At 69.1% G+C, this 13,954-nt stretch carries 20 protein-coding genes; 8 read left to right on the top strand and 12 right to left on the bottom strand.

All coding sequences use genetic code 11. The features are described from left to right. Position 1: 1 nt before the first annotated feature. From AUR65_RS19620 to AUR65_RS17960, 6 genes are all read right to left on the bottom strand, one after another. Positions 2 to 208 carry an HVO_0649 family zinc finger protein gene (locus AUR65_RS19620; protein ID WP_049904953.1) on the bottom strand — a complete coding sequence of 69 codons (207 nt, stop codon included), beginning with the start codon at positions 206 to 208 and terminating at the stop codon, positions 2 to 4. Positions 209 to 391: 183 nt separating this feature from the next. After that, the gene (locus AUR65_RS17980; RefSeq protein WP_004970217.1) at positions 392 to 646 is read right to left on the bottom strand and encodes a DUF3194 domain-containing protein; all 255 of its coding nucleotides are present in this window, start codon (positions 644 to 646) and stop codon (positions 392 to 394) included. Further along, positions 647 to 1,030 (bottom strand): prefoldin subunit beta, encoded by a 384-nt coding sequence (locus tag AUR65_RS17975; RefSeq protein WP_007275749.1) that lies wholly within the window; start codon positions 1,028 to 1,030, stop codon positions 647 to 649. It lies immediately after the preceding gene. Positions 1,031 to 1,073: 43 nt separating this feature from the next. After that, on the bottom strand, positions 1,074 to 1,343 hold the full coding sequence (locus tag AUR65_RS17970) for a KEOPS complex subunit Pcc1 (RefSeq protein ID WP_058568486.1): 270 nt from the start codon (positions 1,341 to 1,343) through the stop codon (positions 1,074 to 1,076). A gap of 1 nt (position 1,344) precedes the next feature. Then, on the bottom strand, positions 1,345 to 1,479 hold the full coding sequence (locus tag AUR65_RS17965; protein ID WP_004044283.1) for a DNA-directed RNA polymerase subunit P: 135 nt from the start codon (positions 1,477 to 1,479) through the stop codon (positions 1,345 to 1,347). Between the two features lie 33 nt (positions 1,480 to 1,512). Beyond that, the gene (locus tag AUR65_RS17960; protein WP_004044282.1) at positions 1,513 to 1,782 is read right to left on the bottom strand and encodes an eL43 family ribosomal protein; all 270 of its coding nucleotides are present in this window, start codon (positions 1,780 to 1,782) and stop codon (positions 1,513 to 1,515) included. A 102-nt stretch (positions 1,783 to 1,884) separates the two neighbouring features. Between AUR65_RS17960 and AUR65_RS17955 the strand changes: the two genes are divergently transcribed. Next, a complete protein-coding gene (locus tag AUR65_RS17955; protein ID WP_058568485.1) occupies positions 1,885 to 2,901 on the top strand; it encodes an NAD-dependent epimerase/dehydratase family protein in 1,017 nt (338 codons plus the stop codon). A gap of 39 nt (positions 2,902 to 2,940) precedes the next feature. Here AUR65_RS17955 and AUR65_RS17950 read toward each other — a convergent pair whose 3' ends face one another. Beyond that, positions 2,941 to 3,666, bottom strand: a complete 726-nt coding sequence (locus tag AUR65_RS17950) for a DUF2103 domain-containing protein (protein ID WP_058568484.1) — start codon at positions 3,664 to 3,666, stop codon at positions 2,941 to 2,943. Positions 3,667 to 3,792: 126 nt separating this feature from the next. Here AUR65_RS17950 and AUR65_RS17945 point away from each other — a divergent pair, with 126 nt between their 5' ends. After that, the gene (locus AUR65_RS17945) at positions 3,793 to 4,605 is read left to right on the top strand and encodes a hypothetical protein (RefSeq protein ID WP_058568483.1); all 813 of its coding nucleotides are present in this window, start codon (positions 3,793 to 3,795) and stop codon (positions 4,603 to 4,605) included. A gap of 21 nt (positions 4,606 to 4,626) precedes the next feature. Here the strand turns inward: AUR65_RS17945 and truD are convergent, their stop codons facing one another. Next, positions 4,627 to 6,015 (bottom strand): tRNA pseudouridine(13) synthase TruD, encoded by a 1,389-nt coding sequence (gene truD / locus AUR65_RS17940; RefSeq protein ID WP_058568482.1) that lies wholly within the window; start codon positions 6,013 to 6,015, stop codon positions 4,627 to 4,629. Further along, a complete protein-coding gene (pth2, locus tag AUR65_RS17935) occupies positions 6,015 to 6,353 on the bottom strand; it encodes a peptidyl-tRNA hydrolase Pth2 (protein WP_058568481.1) in 339 nt (112 codons plus the stop codon). The genes truD and pth2 overlap by 1 nt, the downstream gene beginning before the upstream one ends. Before the next feature lie 95 nt (positions 6,354 to 6,448). Here pth2 and AUR65_RS17930 point away from each other — a divergent pair, with 95 nt between their 5' ends. The 4 genes from AUR65_RS17930 (at position 6,449) to AUR65_RS17915 (ending at position 9,487) form a co-directional block, all read left to right on the top strand. Continuing rightward, on the top strand, positions 6,449 to 7,189 hold the full coding sequence (locus tag AUR65_RS17930; protein ID WP_058568480.1) for a Yip1 family protein: 741 nt from the start codon (positions 6,449 to 6,451) through the stop codon (positions 7,187 to 7,189). Between the two features lie 94 nt (positions 7,190 to 7,283). Next, positions 7,284 to 7,871 carry a dCTP deaminase gene (gene dcd, locus AUR65_RS17925; RefSeq protein WP_004972933.1) on the top strand — a complete coding sequence of 196 codons (588 nt, stop codon included), beginning with the start codon at positions 7,284 to 7,286 and terminating at the stop codon, positions 7,869 to 7,871. Beyond that, positions 7,868 to 8,767, top strand: coding sequence for a thiamine-phosphate synthase family protein (locus AUR65_RS17920; RefSeq protein ID WP_058568479.1), 900 nt, complete (start codon positions 7,868 to 7,870; stop codon positions 8,765 to 8,767). The genes dcd and AUR65_RS17920 overlap by 4 nt, the downstream gene beginning before the upstream one ends. Before the next feature lie 12 nt (positions 8,768 to 8,779). Beyond that, a complete protein-coding gene (locus AUR65_RS17915) occupies positions 8,780 to 9,487 on the top strand; it encodes a class I SAM-dependent methyltransferase (RefSeq protein ID WP_058568478.1) in 708 nt (235 codons plus the stop codon). Positions 9,488 to 9,622: 135 nt separating this feature from the next. Here AUR65_RS17915 and AUR65_RS17910 read toward each other — a convergent pair whose 3' ends face one another. Continuing rightward, complete coding sequence (locus AUR65_RS17910) at positions 9,623 to 10,546, bottom strand: sulfide-dependent adenosine diphosphate thiazole synthase (protein WP_004065032.1); 924 nt, start codon at positions 10,544 to 10,546, stop codon at positions 9,623 to 9,625. A gap of 168 nt (positions 10,547 to 10,714) precedes the next feature. On the opposite strand from AUR65_RS17910, the gene AUR65_RS17905 reads away from it, so the two are divergent. Both AUR65_RS17905 and AUR65_RS17900 read left to right on the top strand, forming a co-directional pair. Then, positions 10,715 to 11,695 (top strand): glutathione S-transferase family protein, encoded by a 981-nt coding sequence (locus tag AUR65_RS17905; protein WP_058568477.1) that lies wholly within the window; start codon positions 10,715 to 10,717, stop codon positions 11,693 to 11,695. 109 nt (positions 11,696 to 11,804) lie between these two features. Next, positions 11,805 to 12,878: a molybdopterin-dependent oxidoreductase gene (locus AUR65_RS17900; protein WP_058568476.1), complete on the top strand. Its 1,074-nt coding sequence runs from the start codon at positions 11,805 to 11,807 to the stop codon at positions 12,876 to 12,878. Between the two features lie 9 nt (positions 12,879 to 12,887). On the opposite strand, the gene AUR65_RS20110 is transcribed toward AUR65_RS17900, so the two are convergent. Both AUR65_RS20110 and AUR65_RS17895 read right to left on the bottom strand, forming a co-directional pair. Beyond that, positions 12,888 to 13,037: a hypothetical protein gene (locus tag AUR65_RS20110; RefSeq protein ID WP_199180646.1), complete on the bottom strand. Its 150-nt coding sequence runs from the start codon at positions 13,035 to 13,037 to the stop codon at positions 12,888 to 12,890. Between the two features lie 97 nt (positions 13,038 to 13,134). Then, positions 13,135 to 13,893 carry a 4-phosphopantoate--beta-alanine ligase gene (locus AUR65_RS17895; protein WP_058568475.1) on the bottom strand — a complete coding sequence of 253 codons (759 nt, stop codon included), beginning with the start codon at positions 13,891 to 13,893 and terminating at the stop codon, positions 13,135 to 13,137. Positions 13,894 to 13,954 lie beyond the last annotated feature (61 nt).

Raw genomic sequence — 13,954 nt, 5'->3', positions numbered from 1 at the left:
ACTATTTCAGCGAGAGCGTCCGCGTCTCGATAGCACCGCAACTCGGACAGACCCGCCGGTAGAACACGCTCGACCCGGTCGTCTTGGCGGACCACTCGCCGTCGCTGTCGGTGAAACCGCACTTCGAACAGGTGAGGTCGGCCTCGCTGTATCGCTCTCGCAACCGGTCCAACGCAGTCGTTCCTCTCGGCGTCCTTCTGATTGACATGAGGTAACATACACCACTATCGTGTTTAATTGTGTCGTATGGTGTCACACCCACGCTCGGTGATACTTGCGGAATGCAAAAATCACCGCCCGACTCTCTCACGTTCGGCCCGCGCCTCGACCGGCACAGCGCCGCCGCTCACCGGGAGAAACCGAGTGCGGGGGGTACCCGCGAGAACGTCCCTTACTCTTCGTCGGCGGCCGCGAACAGTTCGTCCACGGCCTCCTGTGCCGTCAGCGCCGCCTCCTCGGCGACTGCCTCCGCGTCGTCGGCGTCGTCGGGCGCGTTGACGTACACGTCGACGTCGAGGACGCCGTCTTCGAACGTCACGGTGACGTCGAAGTCCTTGACGCGAGACTGCTTGAAGCGGGCGAAGATGAGGCCTTCAGCCGCCTCCGCGGCGGTTTCGACCACTTCTTCGTCCGTCGGCTGTGGCATTTACGCGCCGCCGGGGCCCATCGGACCCGCGCCGCCCGCGCCGCCCTGGAGCATCTGCTGGAGTTCTTCCTGCAGGCTCTCGAACTTCTCCTGCACGCGCGTCTCCTGCTTCGTGAGCTGTTCGACGCGCACTTCGAGGTTCTCGACCTTCTCTTCGAGGTCGTCCTTGGCCGACTCGTAGTCGGTCTCGATGAGGAGCTCGCCGACCTCGCGGTACATCTTCGAGTCACCGTCGATCTCTTCGAGCGTGGTGAGCGCGGTCTGCGCCTCGTTGAGCGCGGTCTCGGAGGACTGCTTCTGCTCGGAGACGTTCTGGGCGGTCTCCTGAAGGTTCTGCAGTTCTTCGAGCTTCTCTTGGGCTTCCGGCGGTAGACTTCCCTGCATACCCGAACCGACGGGACGCCGGCCCTAAAACACCCGCGGTCTCCTACGCGGACTCCGAATACGTCGCGCCGGCGTCAGCGACGCGCTCTGCGGTCTCTACGAGGCGTATCCACGAGTTCACGCCCGCGCGGAGCGCGACGAGGTCGCCGGCCTCGACGGTGACGACGACGGTCCGCCCTTCGCGGGCGACGCGCGCGCCGGACCGGGCGTCGTCTATTTCGCCTTCCTCGACGGCGACGCTTCGTTCGACGACGCGCGCGCGTCGCTCGGTAGAATAGTCGAATTCGAGCGACGCGCTGTGCGCTGGGCGCACGCTACTCGACGGCGACTTCTTTGACGTTGGGGGACCGCTCCTTCAGCAGGACGCGGTGCCCGCAGTACGGACAGCGGACGCCACCGAACTCGTCCAGTTCGACATCGCGCTTGCACCGGGAACACTTGTAGCTCATTGTGAGATGTGAAGAGTCGAGGCTACTTGGGCGTTATTCGTCCTCGCCGGTGAGCGCGGCGCGGATGGAACGGCGGACCTGCTTGCCTGCGGGGGTCTGCGGGCGGTAGGTGCCGCCGGTGAAAATCTCGCCAGTCTCCTCGTTCTTCCAGACGCCGGTTTCGACGCGAGTGACGTCGTCGCCGTCGACTTTGGAGTTGCGCATCTCTGCTTCGATTTCCTTGACGCGGCGTCGAGCGACGCGGCCGTACCGAGCGCCGAAGCGCCCGGAACTACCGACGGATCGTGCCTTCTTGTCGGCCATAGTACCGCGAACTACCTCCCCGGTATGGATAAACCCTACGAGTCGTCTCGGGACCTGACGGGCCTAGACACCGCTTTGTCGCCGGCGTGCGTACGGGAGTCCATGACACAACACGTGGTGGTTGGTGCGGGTCCCGTCGGACTCGCGGTGATGGAACAGCTCCGGGAGCGCGGGGCGGACGTGGCCGCGGTGACGCGTCACGAACCCGACTTCCTCCCAGAGGGCGTCGAGAGCCGCCTCGCGGACGTGCTCTACCCCGACCGCGCCGTCGCCGCCTTCGCGGACGCCGACGTCGTCTATCACTGCGCCAAACCGCCGTACGACGACTGGCCCGAACTGTTCCCCGACCTCACCCGCGGCATCGTCGCGGGAGCCGAAGCCGCCGGCGCGCGCCTCGTCGTCGCCGAGAACCTCTACATGTACGGCCCGGTGCAGGTCCGCCTCACCGAGGACCTCCCCTATGCCGCCACCGGCCCGAAAGGCCAGACCAGAGCCGAGTGCGCCGATATCGTCCTCGACGCCCACGAGACGGGCCGCATCGAGGCCACCATCGGCCGCGCCAGCGACTTCTTCGGCCCGCGCGTCCGCGAGTCGGCCGTCGGCGAGCAGGTGTTCGGGGCCGCCGTCGCCGGCAAGCGCGCGAAGGTGTTCGGCGACCCGCAACTCGCCCACACCTACACCTACGTCCCCGACTTCGCGCGAGCGCTCGTCCTCCTCGGCGAGCGCGACGAGGCCCTCGGCGAGGTCTGGCACGTCCCGAACCCCGAGACGGTCTCGACGCGCCGCTTCGTCGACCTCGTCTACGAGGCCGCCGAGGTCGACCCGGGCTTTCCGCACATCATCGCCGCGCCGGGGCTCGCGCTGACGCTCGGCGGCTACCTGAGCGCGCCGCTGAAGGAGCTCTCGGAGATGCGTTACGCCTTCGAGGAGCCGTACGTCGTCCGCGACGCGAAGTTCCGCGAGACGTTCGGCGACGCCGTCGAACCGACTCCTCTGCGAGACGCTATCGCCGAGACGGTCGCGTGGTACGAAACGCAACGGGAAGAAGCCGAGGCCGAGGCCGAGACGGAGCCGATTCACATCGAGACGGTCCCGGAGGGTGCGACCGAGTCGGCCTGAGTCGGCCACTCGATTCCGACTCGACGTGTTTTTCGGCCGCTATGTGTCTTGTAACTCGTCTTCTCGCAGCGCCTCGTTCAGGTCGTCGCGGACGCGCTCGCCCGTCTCTCGGTTCATCGCCGTCGTGACGATGCGGTTCTCTTGGACGCTCGACCCGTCTCGCAGGAGGAGCCTGACGTTCCCGTTGTCGTCGGCGCGGGTGACCTTCGCTCGGAGGCCCGTCCGCGACCCGGTGCCGCCGGCGTCGATGGGGCCGGGGATGACTTTCTTGACGTGTGGGTGGCCGGCGACGACGCCGATTGCCCGGCGACCCCGTCGCCCGCCGATGAGCGTGCTGTGGCTCCCGCCCAACTTCTCCGCGGGCGGAATATCGACGACCTCCAGCGTCCGCTCGCCGCGGGTGTCGAGGACGCGCTGGACGGGGTCGTCGTCGGAGACGCGATAGAACTCGTGGTGGAGTTGGGCGCGCGTCTCGCGGAGCGGGGCGCGCTCGCCCGCGGCGTACACCGTTTCGGGTCGCTTGCGCCGAATCTCGTCGGCGACGAGGCCGGCGAAGTTGCGGAGTTGGACGACCTTCGTCTCGTCGTCCGACTCGGGAATCGTCGTGACCGTCGTCTCGCCGAGCACGTCCTCCTCGTCGAGGAACGTCAGCGTCGCGCGGTCGGCCTCGAAGACGGCCACGACGGCGTCGCAGTTGGCGGTGTTGCAGGTGAGACAGTAGTCTCCCGGCTTCTCTAACGGATTTCCACACCGCCGACAGTGCATATCGACGTGTCGGTCGTGCGCGTACAAAAGGCCGTTTATGCGGGTCGGAGCGGACGCGCCGCGACTCCCGGCGCACGACCCGCCCGGCGAAACATATTCGTCCCCGTGTCCGAGACTCCACTCCGTATGCGCCGCCGCGCCCTTCTCGCGTCGCTGTCGCCGCTCGCGCTCGCCGGCCTCGTCGGACTGGTCGCGCTCGCGCTCGACCCCGAGACGACCGTCCGCCTCGCCACGCAACTGGGCCAGTCGGCGCTCGACACGGGTCGCGCCGTCGCCTCGTACCTCCGCCGGGCCGCGCCCCTCTCGACGGCGCTCTTCGCCGCCCTCTCGTGGGTCGCCGCCGGGAGTTTCCGCGCGTTCGTCTCCCACCGCGACCCCTCGGACACGCGGACGACCGCCGAACTCGCGTTCGCGCTCGTCGCCTCGGCGACCGTCCCGCTCGTCGTCGTCTTCGCCCGCGACAGGCCCGTCGTCGTCGCCGGCGTGGGCGTCGCGCTCCTCGCCGCCGCCGGAGCCGTCTTCGCCGGCCGGTCGAACGCCGAGGGCGTCGTCACCGGGTCGCTGTCCGCGATGGCACCGGTCGCCCTCGGCGGCGTCGTCGCGTCGCTCGTCGCCGGTCCCTCGGTCGCCCGGACCGCGACGCTGGCGCTCCCGCTGGCCGTCGGCTACGCGCTCGGCGTCGCCAGCGCCCGCGGTCGGTTCCGTCTCGGCGCGGTGGTCTCGGCGCTCGCGTTCGCCGTCCCCGCGTGGGCGTACTTCCCACCGGCCGCGGAGGCCGCCGGCTTCCAGTTGGGAACCGTCGGTCTCGCGCTCGGGTTCGCGGTCGCCGCGACGCTCTTTTCGCTTCCCTTCGCGGCTATCGGCTACGCGACCACGCGCACCGTGGACGCGAAGCGACAGGCGGGAGCCAGCCCCGCCGCGAGCGCCGCAAAACAGTAGATTCGCGTCTCGGTTCGCCTTTCAGAGGTCGAGCGGACCGGCCTTCAGGTACTCGCGCATCACGGCCGTCGCGTACGAGCCGTGGGGGAGCGCGAAGTCGAAGACGAGGTCGTCAGCGTCGCCAGCGCCGCCAGCGCCGTCGGCGTCGCCGCTCTCGCGGTCCACGTCGAGGTCGGTGCGGACGAGAACCGCCCGGCGCGTCCCGGTCGACCGGAAGTTGCCGGGGAGGTCGAAGTCGCCCGGTTCGAGGTCGAGGTCGTCGAGGACGGCGCGCTCGATGTCGCCCTGTTCGCCCTCGGCGAGTTCGGTGTCGGTGCCGACGAGCGGGGCCGTGACGAACGCGCGACCGCGTTCGATGTGGCGGCCCATGACCTCCACTCTGCGACCCGTCGCGGTCTGGAGACGGCTCACGTCGGGGAGTTCCAACCCCTCGGGCGCGTCGCGGTCGGCGAAGCAGACCACGTCGCCCTCGACGGGTTCGTCGAACGGGAGGCCGCGGTCGAGGCGCTCCGAGAGCATCCGGTTGAACGCGTAGGACTGCGCGGCGTTGACGAACAGTCGCTGGAGGTTCGACGGGACCGATTCGAGCGCGTTGCGCCAGTCCTCGTCGGTCTCCGCGCCGTCCTCGGCGAGGCGGTGGAGCATGCCGCGCTCGTAGCCGAGGTAGCCCGGAATCCGGTCGAGCGCGCGGTGCCAGTCGGGGTCGGCCGACGCGGCTTCCTCGTCGACGACGGCGCGGCCTTCTTGGGTCTCCTCGGGTTCGTCCTCGGTCGGCCCGCCGCAGTACGCCAACACGGCCTCGCGCCACTCGCCGCGGACGACGTGCAGGCCGACTTTGTGGGTGATGGGGCGGATGCTGCCGAACCGCTGGTGGCCGAAGAAGTTCGGGACGCCGACGCGGCCCTCGCGGCCGCCGAACTCGGCGAGCGCGTCGGTGACGGCCGCGGCGTTGTCGGGGCTCTCGGGGTCGCGGACGCGGATGCGGAAGCCGTTGCCCGCGAGGTCGCCGAAGTTCAGCGTGCGGCCGAGGCGGCCGACGACCTCGATGTCGGCGTTCGGTATCTCGGGCACGTCGTCGGCGTCGCCGCCGTTGACCGTGAACAGTTGGGTCGTCACGGCGTGTTTGTCCTTCGTGCCGGCCCACGAGACGCGCTCTCTGCTCGCGTCGAGTTCGTCCGAGAGCCGGCCCGCGAAGTCGTTGGTGTCCCAGCCGCGGAGGGTGACGCGGAGGACGAGGTTCGGGAAGTCGCCGGTCGGCGCGTCCGGCGGGCGGACGTTCAGCGAGTCGAGTTCGAGTTCGCGCACGCGGAAGTCCTCGGGGGCGACGCGAAGGCGGCCGCCGACGCCGTCGGCGTCGCTCACGTAGCTGTCGATGCCGACCGCGCGCTCCAGCGGGTGTGCCTCGCGCATCAGTACAGCGAGAGGTCGCCGGTCACGCGGTCGATTTCGTCGTCCTCACCGGGGCCGACGGCGAGCGCCGTCACCGTGCCGGGGTCGAGTTGCGTGTGTCCCGCGTCGCGGATGATGGCGTGGGGGATGCCCGCCCGCTCGGCCTTGTCGGCGAGTTTGAACAGTTCCGACTCGCCGTTGGCCTTGAGGACGACCTTCTTCTGTCCGCCGCCCTTCCAGCGCTTCCGGGTCTGCGAGTCGGTGTCCTCGTAGGCGGACAGCGAGGCGTGGGCGACCTGCGCGGCGAGCTTTCCCCGGCCCATGCCGAGGTCGGCGCGTGCGACGATGGCCTGTTTCATGCCCGCTACTCCCCGCCGACGCGGTAAATGTCCTCCCATCGCGGGCGTCGCGTGCGGGCAGAAGACATTTCACCGACATCTCCGTGGTTCGACCGATGGCAGGTCCCCGAACGCCCCTCCTCAAGCCGCGCGAGTACTTCGCGTCGCGGCCGCGACCGCTCGACACCGGGCGGGCGCTCGTCGTCGTCGCGCTCGTGACGCTCGTCGTCGCGGCCGCCGTCGGCGGCATCCTCGTCACGTTCACCCAACAGCTCGACCAGCAGGTCAGCGTCGACAACCCCGAACACGCCCCCGACTGGATGTGCGAAAACTACGAAGAGGGCGGCCCGTTCGACGACATGGACGCGCCGGCGGGCTGTGACCCATCGGTCCCCGAACAGCTCGACGAGCGCCTCGGCGACCTCGTCTGGGACGAAATCTCGTGGGTCCCGTGGGCGATGCTCGTCGGCGTGCCGCTGTTCTGGCTCTTCGAGGGAGCGATGCTCCACCTCGGCACGTCGCTCGTCGGCGGCGAGGGCGGCTTCGCAGAGTCCCTGACGGTCGCCGCGTGGGGGATGGTCCCGAGCGCGGCCCGCGCCCTCGCGATTGCCGGCTACCTCGCCTACGCCCTCCCGCGAATCGACCTCCCGTCGACCCCCGACGCCGCGGTCGCCGCGATGCAGGCCGCGCTGTCCGGCTTCGGCCTCGTCAGCGGGGCCGTCGTGGTCGTCACGGTCGCGTGGGCGACGTACGTCCGGACCTACGGGATGGCCCGCGCCCGCGACCTCGACGTCGAGTCGGCCGCGGTCGTCACCGTCGGCCTGAGCCTCGTCGGTCTCCTGTTCGAACTCCTCTGAACCATCAACACGGGGCGCTGTCGCTCCGCCGAGACGGGGTGGCGTCTCCCGTCGAAAGGTGGATTTACTTGTCCGCGACGCGCTCCCTTCGAGTATGATACTCTCCGACTCGGACATCCTCGCTCGCCTCGCCGAGGGTGACCTCGTGGTCGACCCGATAGACGACGTGGACATGCAGGTCCAGCCCGCGAGCGTCGACCTCCGTCTCGGCACCGAATTCCTGGAGTTCCAGCGCACGAACATCTCCTGTATCCACCCGAACCGAGAGCACGAAGTCTCCGAGTACGTCCGCGAGACGCACGTCCCGGAGGGCGACGACTTCATCCTCCACCCCGGCGACTTCGTCCTCGGCACGACCAAAGAACGCGTGGCGATTCCGGACGACCTGCTGGCGACCGTCGAGGGGCGGTCCTCGCTCGGCCGCCTCGCGGTCGTCATCCACGCCACCGCGGGCATCGTCGACCCCGGCTACGAGGGGCAAATCACGCTCGAACTGTCGAACCTCGGCACCGCGCCGGTCGCGCTCACCCCCGGCATGCGCATCTCACAGCTCGTGTTCACGGAGATGAAATCGCCCGCTGACCGCCCCTACGGGGTCGAACGCGGCTCGAAGTATCAGGGCCAGCGCGGGCCGCAGGCGTCGCGGCTCAGCTCCGACCCCGAGTTCGGTGGCGACGAATGAAGTTCATCGAAGAAATCGTCGTGGACGCGTTCCTGCCCACGTTCCGCGCGCTCCTCGCGGAGGACCTCCGCGACCGCGGGTTCACCCAGTCGGAGGTCGCCGAGGCGCTCGGCATCAGCCAGAGCGCCGTCTCGAAGTACGCCCACGGCGAGGTCAGCACGAACGAGCGGGTCGCCACCGACCCCCGCGTCGTCGACCTCGTCTCCCGCGTCGGCGACGGCCTCGCAACCGGCGATATGACCCCCGTGCAGGCGCTCGTCGAGGCCGAGGTCCTCATCCGCCAACTGGAGGAAGGCGACTTGCTGTCCGACCTCCACGAGGAGGAGATGCCCGAACTCGCCTCCCACGACGGCTTCCGGAGCATCCACGACCCCGAGGGTCGCCTCCGAACCGTCGAGCAGGTCCGCTCGTCGGTCCGCCGCGGCCTCCGCATGCTCACGAACACCTCCGGCTTCGCGGGGCTCATCCCGAACGTCGGCTCCAACCTCGTGGAGTCGCTGCCGGACGCCGACAGCGTGGACGACATCGCCGCAATCCCCGGCCGCATCTTCGACGTGAAGGGCCAGGCGACCGTTCCCGGCGAACCCGAGTTCGGCGTCAGCGGCCACGTCGCGGGCGTCCTGCTTTCGGCCCGCGCCGCCGGTGCCGACGTGAACGCCGCGCTCAACATCGTCTACGACGCGGGCGTCATCCAGGACCTCGAAGCCGCGGGCTACGAGTGCATCGAGTTCGACCCGGACGCGCCGACCGACCCGGTCCGCGAACTCCTCACCGCCCGCGACCTGCCGGAGACGTTCGTCGTCTACCAGAGCGGCGGTTACGGTATCGAACCCATCACGTACATCCTCGGCCCCGACGCGCCCGCCGTCGCCGACGTGGTCCGCGTCCTGCTCTGAGGCTCCCGTCCCATGACAGCCGAACAGTCCAACTCTCGCTCTCGTTCTCCGTCGTCGGTCGCCCAGTCGTTCTACACCCGGTGGGCGACGCTCTACGACGCGCTCGCCCGCCGCGCGCCCGGCGTCGGGAGCGTCAGAACCGAAGCCGCCGACGCGCTCGCGCTCGCCCCGGGCGAGACGGTCGTCGAGATGGGGTGCGGAACGGGCGCGAACCTCCCGTACCTCGCCGAGCGCGTCGGTCCCGAGGGGACCGTCGTCGGCATCGATTTCTCACCCGGCGTCCTCGACGTGGCCCGCGAGCGGACCCGCGAGTACCCGAACGTCCACCTCGTCCGCGCCGACGCGACCCGACCGCCGGTCGCGCCCGAACTCGAAGAATCGCCGGACGCCGTCCTCGCCACCTTCGTCTCGGGGATGTTCGACGACCCCGCGGCCGTGGTCTCGTCGTGGGCCGACCTCGTCGGCCCCGGCGGGCGACTCTGTCTCGTGGACCTCGCGGAGACGACCGACCGGCGCTGGCGACCGCTCAACCCGGTGTTTCGGGCGCTCGTCCGTGTCACCGCGCCGCCGGGGTCGCGCACGATGCGCGCGTCACCGACCCGGATGCTGAACCGGCGGCTCGTCGCGGCCCACCGGGCGCTCGAATCGCGGTGTCGGGTGACGCACCAGACGACCCACGCGCTCGGCTTCGCGCGGGTTCGTGCGGGCGTCGTGGAGTAGAATAAGTCGCCTTTCGAGCGCCGCGCTATCACCACGTCTCGGGAGTCTCGGATACGGGCGAAAACGGGTCGGGAGCGACCCAGAACAAGTGTCAGAGGCGTCGGGGGAACCGACAATCGGACCGCCGGGAAGCGGTCAGTCGTCGGCCGGAGCGGGCCCGGAGATGCTCACTTCGGGCGCGTCGCGGCCGAGTTCGTCGAGACAGGACTGCGCCGCCTGCCGACCGGACAGCAGCATGGCACCGAACGTCGGTCCCATGCGCGGCAGGTGGTGCGCGGTGGCGACGGCCATGCCGGAGGCGACGACGCCGGGGTGGACGACGCCCGTCGCGTCGACGATGCTGTCTTCGCTCTCGGAGACCCACATGGAGTCGTGGCCGGGCGAGTCGTGGCCGGGCGCGCCGTACTCGCCGTCGGCGGTCTTGTCCATGCCCGTGTTGTGTTCCTTGGCGTGTTCGATGCCGTTCACGTCGAGGACGCCGCGCTCGGAGAGCTTCGAGAGGACGACCGCGTCGTGGCCCGTCGCGTCGAGGACGAGGTCGGACTCGACCGCGATGGGGTCGACGCAGGTGAGTTCGCGCGGGAGCGCGTGGACCGGCGTCCAGTTCATGACGATGCCGCCGACGCGGTCGTCCTCGCGGAGGACGACGTCGGTGAACTCCGTCATGTTCTGGATTTTCGCGCCGGCGTCGCAGGCGGCCTTGATGAGCGCGGAACAGGCGTGCGGGCCGTCGGCGACGTACAGCCCCTCGGCCTCGTCGCTCTCCTCGTAGGGGACGCCGAGTTCGTCGAGGACGCGCTGGGCCGGGTCGCGGACGGTCACCTTGTTCATGAGGAAGCCGCCGAGCCAGAAGCCCCCGCCGAGGTAGTTGTTCTTCTCCACGATGGTCACGTCGACGCCGCGCTCGGCGAGTTCCTTGGCCGCGACGAGGCCGGAGGGCCCGCCGCCGACGACGATGACCTCCGTATCGGTGCGCTCGCGGAACTCTTCCATCCACGAGTCGGAAATCGCGCGTGTGACCTGTGCTTCCGTCGCGTCGGTGAATCCGTCAAACGACATATCACCTAGTGATACCACCTAGTAGTAAAACCTGTTGGTCGGTGGAGTCTCCGGTCGGTTCGTCGCCGCCGACCCTCATCGACGGCCGGTTACACCGATGTCGCCTCCCTACTTTTGGTGTTCACGTCCTAACGGACGGACGATGCGAGCACTCCAGGTCGTGGTAGCATGAACATGCTCTACGAAGGCGAGTGGCGAACCGACAAGTTCGTCGCCAACAACGAAGACGGCGAGTTCGAGCGCCAGACGACCGACTTCCGCAACTGGGTCGGCGAGGACGAGCGGTTCCCGGTCGAGGCCGGGCGGTACCACCTCTACATCTGCCGCGCCTGTCCGTGGGCCCACCGCACCGCGATGACGCGCGCGCTGAAGGGCCTCGAAGACGCGATTTCGCTGTCGCTCGTCGAACCCGTCCGCATCGACGACGGCTGGGAGTTCTCCGAGGACCTCCCGGACCCGCTGTACGGCGAGGAGTTCCTCCGCGACATCTACCTCCGCGCCGACGACGAGTTCACCGGGCGCGTCACCGTCCCCGTGCTGTGGGACAAAGAGCGCGAGACCATCGTCAACAACGAGTCCCGCGAGATAATGCGGATGCTCGACGAGGCGTTCGACCCCATCGCCGACAACGACGTGGACCTCAACCCCGACGGCTACGAGGAGGAGGTCGACCGCCTCATCGACGAGATTTACGAACCGGTCAACAACGGCGTCTACCGCGCCGGGTTCGCGACGACCCAAGAAGCCTACGAGGAGGCGGTCGAGGAACTGTTCGACGCGCTGGACCACTGGGACGAGGTGCTCGACGACCAGCGGTTCCTCGCCGGCGACGTGCTCACCGAGGCGGACATCGCGATGTTCGCGACGCTGATTCGCTTCGACCACGTCTACCACACGCACTTCAAGTGCAACAAGAAGGCCATCCACGAGTACGACAACCTCTGGAACTACACGAAGGAGTTCTACCAACTCCCCGGCATCGAGAAGACGGTCAACATGGACCACATCGTCCGGCACTACTTCGTCAGCCACGGCGACATCAACCCCAAGCGCATCTACGGCGTCGGCCCCGACCTCGACTTCGAGGCGGAACACGACCGCGACCGCCTCCCGGCGGACCTCCCCGCGGCGCTGACGGCCGACGACTGAGCCGTCTCCGCTCCGTTCCGGTCTTCGCTCCGTTCCCGTCTCCGCCCCCATCTCCGTTCTCGTCGTCCCCCTCGACACCCTATTCCCGCTCGAAGCGCTATCACTTCTCATGGCAAGCCGCGCGACTCGCGCTCTCCGGCGGTTCGAACCGCCGCCGCGGGCGGTCGACTGGTCCATCTTCGCGCTCGTCGTCTTCGAGACGCTCTCGGGCGTGCTGAGCCTCGGGGCCGGCCACCCGGCCAACGGCCTCCTGTTCGTCGCCCACGGCGTCGCCGGTCTCTCGCTCGTCGTTCTCGTCGGCTTCAAACTCTACCGGGTCCGGCGGCGCGTCCTCGACTCGCGGCTCCGCGACCGCCACACTTCGCTCTCGGTGCTCCTCGCGGTCGTCGCGCTCGCGGCCCTCGGCACCGGCGTCGCGTGGGTGCTCGGCGTCGAGGTCCGAATCGGGTTCTGGACGCTTCTCAACGTCCACATCGGCTTCGGCCTGCTCGTGCTGCCGATTCTGCTCGTCCACCTCCGGGCGCGCTTTCGCCCGCCCCGCCGGGTCGATTTCGCGGAGCGACGCCGGGCGCTCCAGTACGGTGCGATACTCGTCTTTGGCGCGGCGACCTACCGGGCGACCGAGACGGTCGGGGCGCTCCGCGGCGTCGGCCGACGATTCACCGGATCGCGGCCGCTCCCGCCGGGCGAGGGCAACGACGCCTTTCCGGTGACGAGTTGGGTCGCCGACGACCCCGACCCCATCGACCCCGACTCGTGGTCACTTTCGGTCGCGGGGCTGGTCGACCGCCCGCTCGAACTCGGCCGGACCGACCTCGCGCCCGACGAGACGCGGTCGGTCCTCTTGGACTGCACGAGCGGGTGGTACACCGAGCAGAACTGGACCGGCGTCAGACTCGGTGACGCGCTCGATACCGCCGGTGTTCACTCGTCGGCGCGGTGGGTGACGGTCCGGTCGGTGACGGGGTTTCGGTGGTCCTTCCCCATCGCGGAGGCCCGCGAGATGCTCCTTGCGACCCGCGTCGGCGGCGAACCGCTTTCGCACGGCCACGGCGCGCCGCTCCGACTGGTCGCGCCGAACCGCCGCGGGTTCCAGTGGGTCAAGTGGGTCGATGCGGTCGAGGTCCGTCGGCGACGCGACCCGGCGCAGTGGCTCGCGGTGCTAGTGAGTGGGTTCAGCTAGCGGCTCTCCTCACCACGGGAGAATCCACAGCACGTCGACGAGGCGGTCCAGAATCGTCTTCTTGCGCTCGTGGTTATCGTCCGCCGTGTCGTCGGTCGACGCGTCCTGCGCGTGTGTCGCTCCGGCTTCGTCGGGCGCGCTCGAATCGGAGGAGGGCATACTGGTCGCTATGCCTGTCAACGTGGAAATGTTTTCTGTGGAGGACCCCGCGTACCGAATCGAGAGACGTGACGAGTGAGCGAGACGGCTCGGTCGCTTACTCGTCGTCTCCGCCCGCGCGAATCGCCCGCTCGGCGGCGTCGAGCGCAACGTCGGCGTCGAAGTCGGCGACGATGGCTTCCAGTTCCTCGCGCGTCGCGCCGGCGTCCCGCAGGTCGCGGGCGTGAGCCGTGACGTTCGGCACGGCGCGCACGATGTTGTCCACGATGGGGACCGTGGCGACCTGCGCCGACCGCGACATCGGGTTGAGGTCGACGACGATTTCGACTTTGTCCATCGCGCCGAGCGCCTCGGCCCGGTCGCCGTCCTCCAGCGGGACGACGACCACATCGGCGCTCCCGATGCCGTCGGCGTCGACTTTCGCGCGCTCGTGGTCGATGCCCGGAATCCGGCCGTCGGCGGTGAGTCCCTTCACCTCGTCCGCGCCGTGGTCGCGCAGGTGGTCCACGATGGCCCGCATGCGCTCGTCGGTGCGGTTGAACAGGTTCACCTCGATGTCGGCGTCGACGGCGGCGGCGAGTTCGACGATTTCGCCGGGGCAGAGCGCCGCGACGTTTCCGTTGACCGAGATGACCGGGTGGTCTGCGAGCAGGAGGTGCGCCGCGGCCGCCCGCGCCGCCTCGTCCGCGCTCGGAATCGTCCGCTCGCCGAGGAGGTAGTCGAACGCCTCGCCGCGTCCCTGCGCGATGAGTCCCTGCCGACTCGTGATACCCTTCTCGACGCCCTCCTCGATGCGGTGGCGGGTGAGAAGCGACTGGTATCTCGGGTGGCTCTCGGGAATCTCGATGTCGCTCATTGGTGGTGGGTCGTCGCCGCGGCAGTAACACGTTTTCTCATCGGGGCCGACGGGATTCCGC

It is taken from the genome of Haloferax marisrubri, from assembly GCF_001469875.2.
In the GTDB taxonomy this organism is placed as follows: Archaea; Halobacteriota; Halobacteria; order Halobacteriales; family Haloferacaceae; genus Haloferax; species Haloferax marisrubri.
This window is presented reverse-complemented; position numbering and strand designations above follow the sequence as displayed.